The sequence below is a fragment of the Leucobacter sp. L43 genome, assembly GCF_016597785.1.
Taxonomy (GTDB): domain Bacteria; phylum Actinomycetota; class Actinomycetes; order Actinomycetales; family Microbacteriaceae; genus Leucobacter; species Leucobacter alluvii.
The window spans coordinates 269,042-280,988 of record NZ_JAENJG010000002.1; the positions used below are offsets into that span (position 1 = coordinate 269,042).

Sequence of the window (11,947 nt, forward strand, 5' to 3'; positions counted from 1 at the left end):
CCTCACAATCTCGCTGCAAGTCGCGTGCCCTGATCGATCGCGCGTTTCGCGTCGAGCTCTGCCGCGATATCGGCTCCGCCGATGAGATGCGCATCGATGCCGAGCTCGGCGAGCTCGACGTGCAGATCGCGGGCCGGGTCCTGGCCGGTGCACAGCACGATGGTGTCGACTTCGATGGTCACCGGTTCGCCCTCGAGTCCGAGGTGCAGACCTGCATCATCGATCCTCCGGTACTCCGCCCCCGGAACCATGCGCACGCCCCGGCGGGCCAGCTCGGTCCGGTGGATCCACCCGGTGGTCTTGCCGAGCCCAGCGCCCAGCTTGCCGCCGCTGCGCTGCAGCATCACGACGGAGCGTTTCGCGGGCGCTTCGACGGCGACGGTCAGTCCGCCGGGACGGCGGTACTCCGCGTCGACTCCCCAGTGGGAGAGGAAACCAGCGACGTCTGCGGGATCCTCTTCGGTATCCGAGGTGAGGAACTCGGCGACGTCGAAGCCGATGCCTCCGGCGCCGAGAATCGCGACGCGCCGGCCGACCGGAACGCGATCGCGCAGCACATCGAGATAGCCGACGACACTCGGATGATCGAGGCCGTCGATCACCGGTCGTCGCGGCAGCACTCCGGTGGCGAGCACGATCTCATCGAAGCCCTGTGCGGCGAGCGATGCTGCGTCGACCCGTTCGCCGAGCCGGACGGTGACGCCGGTCTCCGTGATACGCACTCCGAAGTACCGCAGTGTCTCCCGGAATTCGCTCTTGCCGGGTACCTGCAGTGCGACGTTCAGCTGGCCGCCGATACGGGTATCGGCCTCGAACAGCGTCACGTCGTGCCCGCGCGAGGCGGCGGTCGTCGCGCACGAGAGGCCGGCAGGGCCCGAACCGACCACGGCGATGCGTCGGGGGGCGGTCGTCGGCGAGATGATGAGCTCAGTCTCGTGCCCGGCTCGGGGATTCACGAGACACGATGCGACTTTCCCGGCGAATGTGTGATCGAGGCACGCTTGGTTGCACCCGATGCAGGTGTTGATGCGTTCAGGGGTGCCAGCAGCCGCTTTCGCGATGAACGCTGGATCCGCCAGGAACGGGCGTGCGAGCGACACCATATCGGCGCATCCCTCGGCGAGCACGGCTTCGGCGCTCTCGGGGGTGTTGATCCGGTTCGTGGCGATGAGCGGAATCGACACGGCGCCCATCAGGCGATGCGTGACCCAGGAGAAGGCCGCGCGGGGCACCGAGCTCGCGATCGTCGGGATCCGCGCCTCATGCCAACCGATTCCGGTGTTGATCATCGAGGCGCCGGCGGCCTCGACGCGGAGCGCCAGGTCGACCACCTCGTCGAGTGTGGAGCCGTCGGGTACGAGGTCGAGCATGGAGAGGCGGTAGATGAGCATGCGCTCGTCGCCGAGCGCGGCACGCACCCGACGCACGATCTCGACCGGGAATCGCGCGCGACGCTGCGCATCGCCGCCCCACGCATCCGCGCGGTGGTTCGTGTGCGGCGCTGCGAACTCGTTGATGAGGTATCCCTCCGAGCCCATGATCTCGACACCGTCGTAGCCGGCGGCACATGCGAGCGCAGCCGTGTGCGCGAAGTCGTCGATCGTGCGTTCGATGTCTGCGTCGCCGAGTTCACGCGGCGTGATCGGGGAGATCGGTGCGGGGAGGGGGCTCGGGGCGACGATATCGGGGTGCGCCCCGTAGCGTCCAGCGTGAAGGATCTGCAGGACGATGCGCCCACCCGCGTCATGCACTGCGTCGGTGATGACGCGGTGATCGGCGATGTCGTCATCACTCGTGAGCATCGCCGCCCCCGGAGTCAGGCGGCCCTCGTCGTTGGGGGAGACGCCGCCGGTGACGATGAGCCCCGCGCCGCCGACGACGCGCTCGCGATAGAACGCCGCGAGCCGGTCGAAGCCGCCCGGCGTCTCTTCGAGACCGATGTGCATCGAACCCATGATGATTCGATTCGGAAGTGTGATGGCGCCCAGCGTGAGGGGCCGGAACAGGTTCGGATACGTCAGCGTCGACATGCAGCTCCCGTGTCGGGGTCAGAATGTTCCGAATGTAGCGATGCGCCGATGCGAAGTCGAGGCGAGTGTGCGCTACATACAAAAAAAACGAGGTGCAGGGCGTGAGCCCTGCACCTCGTTCAGTCGCGCGACTTAGAGTGCGCGGATGTTGCTTGCCTGCAGGCCCTTGGGGCCCTGCTCGACGTCGAACTCGACGCGCTGCTCTTCGAACAGGTCGCGACGGCCGTTACCCGAGATCGCGCTGAAGTGCGCGAAGACGTCGGATGCTCCGTCGTCGGGGGTAATGAAGCCGAAGCCCTTTTCCGAGTTGAACCATTTCACGGTGCCGGTGGCCATACTGTATTTCCTTCTTGTGTTGCTGGCCGCGAGAGCGGCCGGGGTGCCACGGCGACGGCGCCGACGTGGAGACTGGTAGCTTGCTGCATTTCAGCGGCAAATAAAACGTGCTGGAGAATCCCTACGTTCGGCATTACTGGTCTTACCCGTTGAGCCTATCCCACGGTTCGCAATCACGCGAGGCCTGGCTGCGTAATCGTTACTTTCGGCGAAGGATCTGTACTCGCATCTTGACAGCTCCCGATGTGCGCGTATGCTGCTTAAAGTCACATTGACTCTAACCTGGTCCGGTTGAGGGTATGGCGGAGAGGGAGGTCGAAGTGGATTTCGCGGATGTCAGCGCGAGCGAACGCCCCTATCTCCCGCCTGCCGTTGCGGTCTCCACCGTGGCTTTCGCGCTCAACCCGCCGTCGGGCGCGTTGGTCGTCGGAGAGGGGGTGCGGCACGACGCGACAGGGGAGACGAGCGCCACGCTCTGGATCCCGCTCGTGCGCCGCACGCGCGCACCGTATCTCGGACGCTGGGCGCTCCCGGGCGGTCCGACGCGCTGGGACGAGACCCTCGCCGACACGGCACTGCGTTCGATCCGTGCGGCGGCGCAGTGCACTCCGGGGTACCTGGAACAGCTCTACGCGTTCGGCGGAGTCGAGCGGTCGGCCGATGCGCAGCGCCTCGTCACCATCGCGTACTGGGCGATGCTCGGCGAAGACGATCTCTCGACTGCGGTGCCCGGCGGCGCCGAGGGCGGTTCCACGGGTGCATCGACCGCAGAGCAGGCGGGCGGGCGGAGATGGGATGACCCGCGCGTCGATCCCCCGCGCGTCGATCCCCCGCGCGTCGATCCCCCGCGCGCCGAGATCGGAGCTGCGATCGATGAGAGCGGCCGCGCCGATGCCAACGTCGCCTGGTGCTCCGCCGATGCGCTGCCCGACCTCGCCTTCGACCATTCCGCGATCACCGACTACGCGCTCGCCCGGTTGCGCAGCAAGACAGAGTATGCAGCCGTCGCCCACCGCTTTCTGGGACCCGTGTTCACCATCGGCCAGTTGCGCGCCGTGCACGAGGCCGTGCTCGGGTACGCCGTCGATCCGGCGAACTTCAGGCGACAGATCCTCGCGCGGGGCGCGCTCATCGACACCGGAGAGCGTGAGACCGGCTCACCGCACCGGCCCGCTCGACTGTACCGATTCTCGAACGAGGCGGCACCGGAGTTTCCGGATGCACGCCCGCAACCCCGGAGGCCAGCATGACCAGCGTCTACGAGCTCATCAGCGAGGCCGCAGAGCGAGAGCGCGAGATGCGGCCGGCATCAGCGCCGACATCTCCCGCAGCCCGATCCCATCGCCGACCGATCGCTCTCCGTGCGACCGGGTCGTCGAGTTGCGATTCCGACCTCTCGCAGGATCCCTGGCAGGTCGACCGGGCGCCCGGGTACGGTCCCGGTGCGTCGACGATCGATCAGGTTCCCGAGCAATCTCCGCGCCAGGGCCCGCTTCCCGAGCGATACACCGCGGCGAGCGACGATCAGCTGGCCGACTGGATCACCTCCGCGCGCGAGGCCCTGGGTCCGCGCGTGCAGATCCTGGGACACTTCTATCAGCGCGACGAGATCGTGCAGTACGCCGACTTCGTCGGTGACTCGTTCATGCTCGCGCAAGCAGCGAAATCGAGCCCGGAGGCCGAAGCCTTCGTCTTCTGCGGAGTGCATTTCATGGCCGAGACCGCCGACATCCTCTCCGGGCGCGACCAGGCGGTGATCCTGCCGAACCTCGCAGCGGGGTGCTCGATGGCGGACATGGCCACGATCGACCAGGTCGAAGCGTGCTGGCGCGACCTGATGGCCGCCCTCGGCACGACGGAGGAGGACGGACGGCGCACCGTCATTCCCGTGACGTACATGAACTCATCGGCGGCGATCAAGGCGTTCTGCGGTCGCAACGGAGGGATCGTCTGCACGTCGTCGAACGCTCGCGCCGTGCTCGAATGGGCCTTCGAACGGGGGCAGCGGGTCGTCTTCTTCCCGGACCAGCACCTCGGCCGCAACACGGCGAAGGCCATGGGGATCGACGAGGCGGAGATGCCGCTGTGGCGGCCGCATCTGCCGCTCGGAGGCAACACGGAGCAGCAGGTGCGAGATGCGCGCGTGATCCTGTGGAACGGGTTCTGCTCCGTGCACAAGCGCTTCACCGTTGCGCAGATCGAGCGCGCGCGCGCCGAATTCCCCGATGTGCGCGTCATCGTGCACCCCGAGTGCCCGGCCTCGGTCGTCGAAGCGGCCGATGGTGCCGGCTCGACGGAGTACATCAGACGGGAGATCGAGCAGGCCGCTCCGGGCAGTGTGATCGCGGTCGGTACCGAGATCAACCTGGTGAACCGATTGCAGCAGCAGCGACCGGACCTGACGATCTTCTGCCTCGACCCCGTCGTGTGCCCGTGCTCCACGATGTACCGCATCCATCCGGCGTACCTCGCGTGGACTCTCGAGGCGTTGCTCGACGGCTCGACGCCGAATCGCATCAGCGTGCCGGACGGCGTCGCCGATGACTCCCGCGTCGCACTCGAGCGCATGCTCGCCGCGAAGCCGTGATCCTCGTCATCGGATCGGGAGTCGCCGGTCTGTGCGCGGCGCTCGCCGCGGTGCATGCAGGAGCCGATGTGATGATCGTCACGGCCGGGGAGCTCGGCACGGGCAACGGATCGTCCGATGGGCGCGAACGGGTGCTCGGGAACACCCCACTGGCGCAGGGCGGGATCGCCGCGGCGATCGGCATTGAGGATCGCGCCGCCGACCACCTGGCGGATACGTTGCAGGCCGGAGCGGGACTGACCGTTCGTGCCGCCGCGGACGTGCTCGTGCGCGACGGGGCGCGGCTGGTGCGCGGACTGCTCGCGGAGGGCTTCGCCGCCGACCGGGGGAGCGATGGGGGCGTGGCCCTCGGCCTCGAGGCGGCGCACTCGAGAAATCGCATCGTGCACGCGGGCGGCGATCGGAGCGGAGCGGTGCTGCATGCGCACCTCGTGGGTCGCGTGCTGGACTCCGTGCCCGGACGTCGGAACGGATCGCTCAACGGCGCCCTCGTCGTGCGCGAGCGGACGACCGTCACCGGGCTCCTCAGCGAGGCCGGCGCGGTGACCGGGGCGACGGTGCGCGATGCCGACGGAGCTGAAGCGAGCCTCTCCGCCGATGCCGTGGTGCTCGCAACCGGGGGCTACGCCTCGCTGTACCCGATGAGCTCGAATCACGCTGGAGCGCGCGGTGCGGGCATCGTGCTCGCCGCTCGTGCGGGGGCGGTGGTCGCCGACCTGGAGTTCGTCCAGTTCCATCCCACGGTGCTCGCAGAGGGGCAGAACGGCCGAGGCCTGCTGATCTCGGAGGCGGTCCGGGGTGCCGGGGCGGTGCTGCGCGACGCTCGGGGCGAACGGTTCATGCTCGGGCGTCACCCGCGTGCTGAGCTCGCGCCGCGTGACGTGGTCTCGCTGGAGACGCACCGCGCCATGCATCGCGCAGGTGCTGCTGAGGTGTGGCTCGACGCCACCCCGATCGAGCATCGTGAGGGCTCGGGAGCGCTGCGGCGCCGATTTCCCGCGATCTCGCGGGCCCTCGCAGCGCGTGGGCACGATTGGGCTCGTGAGCCGGTACCGGTCGCGGCTGCCGCGCACTACACGATGGGTGGGGTGGCGAGCGATACCTCGGGCCGCAGCAGTGTGCCGGGGCTGTTCGTCGCGGGCGAGGCCGCCTCGACGGGCGTGCACGGTGCGAATCGACTCGCTTCGAACTCGTTGCTCGAAGGTCTGGTGTTCGGCGGCCGCGCGGGAGCGGCAGCGGCGGGATACCGAGGTCGGCAGGACGAGTGGCTCGAAAGCGGCAGCGCTCTCGGGCGACTGGTGCTCGATGCGGACAGGTGCGTCGTCGGTGACGGCGAGCCGCGGCACACCGGGGCGCTCGAGCTGGAGGTCTCACGGGAGCTGGGCACCCACCTGGGAATCGAGCGGAACGGCTCCGGGCTCGCGCTCGCAGCGCGGGTGTTCGAGCGCGGTGCGGGGGATGCAGCGCGGCTCGCGACCATGATCTGCTGTGCTGCGGCGGCCCGCAGGGAGACGCGCGGGGCGCACGTGCGATCGGATTTTCCAGACGTCGATCCAGCCCTCTCCCGCCGACGCGCGTTTCGCATCGAGTTCGGCACGGCACCGCCGCCCAGCCCGCCCGCACCGTCACGCCCCCGACAACTGACCCAACAGAGGAGCGTTTCCGTATGCTGACGCAGTCCATCGTCGATACCGCGGTTCGCGCCGCTCTCGCGGAAGACGCTCCGTGGGGCGACCTGACCGCCGAACTCGCGATCCCCGCCGAGCTCGGCATCGCAACACGCCTGGTGGCCCGCGAATCGGGTGTGTTCGCGGGCGGGGCGATGGTGCGCGAGACCTTTCGGCAGGCGGATGCGCGCATCGAGATCACGGATCTCGTGGAGGACGGTGCGGTGTTCGCCGCCGGAGAGGTACTCGCCCGCGTTGCCGGCCCCGCCAGAGGCGTGCTGACCGGCGAGCGCGTGGCGTTGAACTTCGCTCAGCGGCTCTGCGGTGTGGCGACGCTCACCTCGCGCTTCGTGTCGGCCGTCGCCCACACGTCTGCGCGCATCGCCGACACCCGCAAGACGACGCCGGGTCTGCGCGCTCTCGAGAAGCATGCGGTCCGCGCCGGGGGCGGTGTGAACCACCGCTTCAGTCTCTCCGACGCGATCATGGTGAAGGACAATCACCTTGCAGCCCTCGGCGCATCCGACACCGCGACGACGACGCGCGCGTTGCGGCTTCTGCGGGAGCGAGCCGGGCACACGACCGCGATCATCGTCGAGGTCGACCGGCTGGATCAGCTCGATGCGGTGCTCGCCGCCGATATCACGGGGGTGCTGCTCGACAACTTCCCGCTCGACGATCTGAGCATGGCGGTGCAGCGGATTGCGGGCAGCGTCGTCGCGGAGGCGAGCGGAGGGGTGTCGCTCGAGACGGTGGCCTTGATCGCGGAGACGGGAGTCGATGTCATCTCAGTCGGGCAGCTGACGCACGGTGCTCGCGCGTTGGACCTGGGTCTCGATGCGGATTGAGCGCCGCGCATGAGCTGGGAGCACCGCGCATGAGCTGGGGAGCGCCGCGCCTCGGCTCGAGTGCCGACGGGTATCTCGACGCCGCAGCGACGGCGCCGCTGCGGCCTGAGGCGCGGGCCGCGATGATCGATGCGCTCGACGACGGCGCGGCGAACGCCTCGAGCGTGCATCAGGCCGGTCATCGTGCCCGTTCACGGATCGATGCGGCACGGTCTGACATCGCGACGGCATTCGCTGCGCGTCCGTCCGAGGTGATCTTCACGTCGGGCGGTACCGAGGCCAACAACCTCGCGATCATCGGGCTCGCACTCGCGAACCCTCGCGGTCGGCACCTGGTCACCACGCCGATCGAGCATCCGTCGGTGATCGAGAGCTGCCGGTATCTGGAGCGCGTCTTCGGCTTCTCGCTCGACTTCGCAGAGGTGGACGAGGTCGGACGCGTGAGCGCCTCGTCGGTCGCAGCGCTCGTGCGCTCAGACACGGCGCTCGTGTCGGTGGGGCTCGCGAATGCGGAGGTGGGTACCGTGCAGGATCTGCCGCGGATCGCGCAGATCGTGCACGCCAGCGGGGTGCTCCTGCACACGGACGCCGTGCAGGCCGCTGCCTCCTTACCGGTGCGCTTCGGGTCCGCGACGTTCGGCGTCTCAGGAGCCGCCTGGCCGGGACCCGGTATCGATGCGATGACGATCGCGGGCCACAAGTTCGGCGGGCCGCAGGGAACCGGGGCGCTGCTCGTGCGATCCGGTCTCGCCGTGGAACCGCTGCTCCACGGCGGCGGGCAGGAGCAGGGGCGCCGAGCCGGCACCGAGAACGGACCGGCGCTCGCGGGCTTCGCCGCTGCGGTGCGCGCAGCCAGTGCGGAGATCGGCTCGCAGGGCGTGGCGCTGATCGAGTCGCGCGAAGCGCTGATCGAACGCGTGCTCGCGGAGGTGCCGGGAGCCCGTCTCACGGGCGATCGCGCAGAGCGACTGCCGGGGCACGCGTCGTTCGTCGTCGACGGGGTGAGCGGAGAGTCGCTCCTGGTGGCCCTCGACGCCGCCGGATTCGCGGTGTCCTCTGGTTCGGCATGTGCTGCGGGATCGGATGACCCGTCTCCGGTGCTGCTCGCACTCGGTTTCTCCGCCGAACTCGCGCAGACCGGCATCCGATTCACGCTCGCCGGCCCCGTGACCGCGGCCGCGATCGACCGCATCATCGAGGTGCTGCGCGCCGAGACTGCGTCTGCCGCGCACCGCCGAGGCTCGTGGAACGGGTCGCAGTGAGTCTCCGATACAGCGGTTTCGTCGTCAACCGGTGCACCATGGCGGCGAGCTCATGCCCAGCATCGATGGCGAGCGCCTCATGCGCCTGGCGGCGTGCCACCGACTGATTGCCCTGCAACCACCAGAGCCAGGCGCTCAGTGCGAGCATGCCGGGTCTGAGGGGCTCCGGCGTCTCGCTCATCGTCTCTCGCAGACGGGCGAGCACCCCGCGCAGGCGGCCGTGCTCGGTGAACTCTGGGCACGCACCGTCGAGGATGCGGAAAACGGACCAATCCGATGCGGCGACGCGTGTGCGTTCTCGCCCGGCCGAGGTGTTCGCGCGGTACTCCGTTCGGAGCCCCGCGGCCGGTTCGTCGGTGAGCGGTGGGAGATCGATCTCGAGTTCCACCGGCACGCCGGTGAATCTGCCGATGGGCAGTTCCGCGGCGAGTTCGAGAGGGAACTCAGGACGGGTGAGGAGTCCCAGTGCGATGATCAGCCAGCGATCAGAATGCGCACTGTTGCGGACCAGGCGCGCCGCAGCGTCACTGCTCAGCGGGCCGTCGGCGCACAGATCGCGGGTCGACTCCGCGGCTTCGGAGATCCAGGCGAAGTACGAATCGGAGGTGCTCCCGGACTCGGAGCGCAGCGGGGGGACGCGCTCCGAACCCGGGAAATCGGAGGGAGGATGGTGTTCGAGCGCGCGCGCCAGTGCCGCGGCACGCGCGGGATCTGCGGTCGGAATCTCTCCGAGCCGTTGGAGTTCGACCGGTGCCTCGATCTGTCGGAGTGGGCCGCGGATGACGGGGCTCTCTGCGATCTCGCTGAGGGGTCGGCCGGCCAATGGCGGGCGCGGGTCGAGGAAGCTCAGCCATCCATCTGCAGCGAGTAGGCAGAGTTCTCGGATCTCGACGCCGTCGCGACGGAGGCGGCGCTCGATGCGCCGCGCCAGTCGTTGCCATGGGGGAGGGCCCGTCATGTCGAACGACGCGTTGCTGACGATGACGACGGCCACCGCGACCGGGTGCTCGTGCATCGCGGAGAGATCGTGGGCGAGCTCGCTCATGAGATCGAGGATCGCGAGTGCATCGCCGGGATCGTCACTGCGGGGGAGGTCGATGCGGACCGCAGGGCCGGAGCGTGCGCCGATGAAACAGATCACGAACAGGCTGTCGGTGGCGGTGAACCCGGTGAGATAGGGCAGGGCCGCGAGGAAGTCTGCGGTGCCAGAGCATCGGATGACGGGGCGGGGGTCGGATTCGCGTTCGGTCATGATCCGATCCTCCGATGCTGCGCCGCACGACGAACGGTTATGCACAGAACTCGGCGCGGAGCACCGCGATTTCGTTTCCACGCGGCGGTGTGAGCGGGACTTCGCATCGCTCTGACCACCGCCGCGCGGAACTCGTGCTGCGGAACCGACCGCCCCGGCTACTCGACGAGCTTGCCCTGAACGGTGTCGTCAGCGGCGGCGAGCGCGAGATCGCGGAAGGCCGCCGGCGCCTCCGGGAGCGGCTCGAACACGGCACCGCGATCCGGCGTCCAGACGAAGTTCCCCCGCAGAGACGGATCCTGCTGGGTGTAATCGGAGCGGTTGTGGCAGCCGCGGGTCTCCCGACGCTCGCGCGCGCATTCGATCGTCGCCCGTGCGGCGAGCATCGACCCGTACAGATCGAAGGCATGAGCGAGGTCGTCGAATCCCGCGATGTCCGGATGCGCCGTGACCCGCGCCACGCGCTCCTGCAACGCTTCCAGTTTTCCGAGCGCGGTCGTGAGACCGGCCTCGCTGCGCACGACGCCGACGTGCTCGGTCATGATGTCTCGCAGAGCGCGCTGGAGCCGACGCGGGCTCTCGGTGCTCTTATCGGCGGTCCCCGCTCCCTCCAGCAGGTTCTGCATCTCGGCGCGCGCCTCGGCGACGGCGGCCGGGTCGCGGCGGATCTCGGTGAGCCCCGACACGTAGTCCGCGGCATCGGAGCCGGTGATGCGGCCGTACACGAGCAACTCGATGAGGGAGTTGCCGCCGAGGCGATTCGCGCCGTGCAGGCCGCTCGACGCCTCACCGATCGCGTAGAGTCCTGCGACCCCGGTGCTGTGCGTGTCGGGCGTGACCCACACCCCGCCCATCGAGTAATGGGCGGTGGGCGCGATCTCGATCGGCTCCTCGGTGATGTCGAGCATCTGCAGATCGATCAGCGTGCGGTACACCCGTGGCAGCTTCGAGAGGATCTGCTCGCGCGGAAGATGCGAGACGTCGAGGAAGACGCCGCCGTTGGTGGTGCCGCGGCCCTCAGAGATCTCGGTGTAGCTCGCGAGAGCGACGCGGTCCCGGGTCGAGAGCTCCATGCGTTCGGGGTCGTAGCGCTCCATGAAGCGCTCTCCGAGCGCGTTGCGCAGGACTCCGCCCTCTCCGCGAGCCGCTTCCGAGACCAGCGTCCCGGCGGCGTCGGCGGGTTCGAGGATGCCGGAGGGATGGAACTGCACGAGTTCTGCGTCGCGGATCTTTCCGCCGGCGAGCGCGGCGAGTCGGAACGAATCGCCGGTGTTCTCATCGCGCCGGGAGGAGGTGTTGCGCCAGATGCGCGTGTGGCCGCCCGCCGCCAGGATCACGGCGTCGGCGTGGATGACCACCGGGGCTCCGTCGACGATGTCGAACCCGTAGGCGCCGAAGATGCGCCCGTCGGCGACGAGCAGGCGCGTGATGTACACCGTATCCACGATCGAGACGCGCAGTTCGGCTGCGCGCCGCATCAGGGTGCGCTGAATCTCCAGGCCGGTGTAATCGCCGGCGTACGCGGTGCGGCGATACTTGTGCGCGCCGAAGAAGCGCTGGCTGATGCGGCCGTCGTCCTCACGGGCGAACGGCATGCCCCAGCGCTCCAGATCCTCGATGCCGCGCGCGGCGTTGCGGGTGACCGTCTCGACGATCGCGGGGTCGGCGAGGAAGTACGACTCGCGGAGCGTATCGGCGGCGTGCTGTTCCCAGCTGTCCTCGGGATCCATCGTGCCGAGGGCGGCGTTGATGCCGCCTGCGGCGAGGGTCGTGTGCGCGTCGTGCGCGCGCCGCTTCCCGACGGCGAGCACCTGGACGCCGCGCTCCGCGAGTTCGATGGACGCGCGGAGTCCGGCTCCGCCGGTGCCGATGACGAGTACCGAGGTGGAGAGGAGGCGCTCGTTGCGAGCAGCTCCCTGGGCGGGGGTGGGAGAGATGCGATTCATGCTCATCACGCTACGACCG

9 protein-coding genes are annotated in these 11,947 nt (G+C 69.0%); 5 read left to right on the forward strand and 4 right to left on the reverse strand.

Annotated elements, in window-relative coordinates; translation table 11 throughout:
• Positions 1–2: 2 nt before the first annotated feature.
• Together JE033_RS10485 and JE033_RS10490 are read right to left on the reverse strand one after the other, a co-directional pair.
• Complete coding sequence (locus JE033_RS10485; protein ID WP_305068654.1) at positions 3–2,030, reverse strand: NADPH-dependent 2,4-dienoyl-CoA reductase; 2,028 nt, start codon at positions 2,028–2,030, stop codon at positions 3–5.
• A 132-nt stretch (positions 2,031–2,162) separates the two neighbouring features.
• Positions 2,163–2,366, reverse strand: coding sequence for a cold-shock protein (locus JE033_RS10490; RefSeq protein ID WP_090150682.1), 204 nt, complete (start codon positions 2,364–2,366; stop codon positions 2,163–2,165).
• Between the two features lie 299 nt (positions 2,367–2,665).
• Here JE033_RS10490 and JE033_RS10495 point away from each other — a divergent pair, with 299 nt between their 5' ends.
• From JE033_RS10495 to JE033_RS10515, 5 genes are read left to right on the forward strand one after another with little or no spacing between them, the layout of a single operon-like run.
• Positions 2,666–3,616 (forward strand): hypothetical protein, encoded by a 951-nt coding sequence (locus tag JE033_RS10495; RefSeq protein ID WP_234037429.1) that lies wholly within the window; start codon positions 2,666–2,668, stop codon positions 3,614–3,616.
• A complete protein-coding gene (nadA, locus tag JE033_RS10500; RefSeq protein ID WP_200331456.1) occupies positions 3,613–4,953 on the forward strand; it encodes a quinolinate synthase NadA in 1,341 nt (446 codons plus the stop codon). The genes JE033_RS10495 and nadA overlap by 4 nt, the downstream gene beginning before the upstream one ends.
• Positions 4,950–6,626 carry an FAD-binding protein gene (locus JE033_RS10505; protein ID WP_200331458.1) on the forward strand — a complete coding sequence of 559 codons (1,677 nt, stop codon included), beginning with the start codon at positions 4,950–4,952 and terminating at the stop codon, positions 6,624–6,626. The genes nadA and JE033_RS10505 overlap by 4 nt, the downstream gene beginning before the upstream one ends.
• Complete coding sequence (nadC, locus tag JE033_RS10510; protein ID WP_200331460.1) at positions 6,620–7,468, forward strand: carboxylating nicotinate-nucleotide diphosphorylase; 849 nt, start codon at positions 6,620–6,622, stop codon at positions 7,466–7,468. The genes JE033_RS10505 and nadC overlap by 7 nt, the downstream gene beginning before the upstream one ends.
• Before the next feature lie 29 nt (positions 7,469–7,497).
• Complete coding sequence (locus JE033_RS10515) at positions 7,498–8,730, forward strand: cysteine desulfurase family protein (protein WP_200331461.1); 1,233 nt, start codon at positions 7,498–7,500, stop codon at positions 8,728–8,730.
• Here the strand turns inward: JE033_RS10515 and JE033_RS10520 are convergent.
• Positions 8,660–9,982, reverse strand: coding sequence for a DUF4192 family protein (locus tag JE033_RS10520; RefSeq protein ID WP_200331462.1), 1,323 nt, complete (start codon positions 9,980–9,982; stop codon positions 8,660–8,662). The two genes, JE033_RS10515 and JE033_RS10520, sit on opposite strands and share 71 nt — an antisense overlap.
• 158 nt (positions 9,983–10,140) lie before the next feature.
• Positions 10,141–11,928 carry an FAD-binding protein gene (locus tag JE033_RS10525; protein WP_200331463.1) on the reverse strand — a complete coding sequence of 596 codons (1,788 nt, stop codon included), beginning with the start codon at positions 11,926–11,928 and terminating at the stop codon, positions 10,141–10,143.
• Positions 11,929–11,947: the final 19 nt, after the last annotated feature.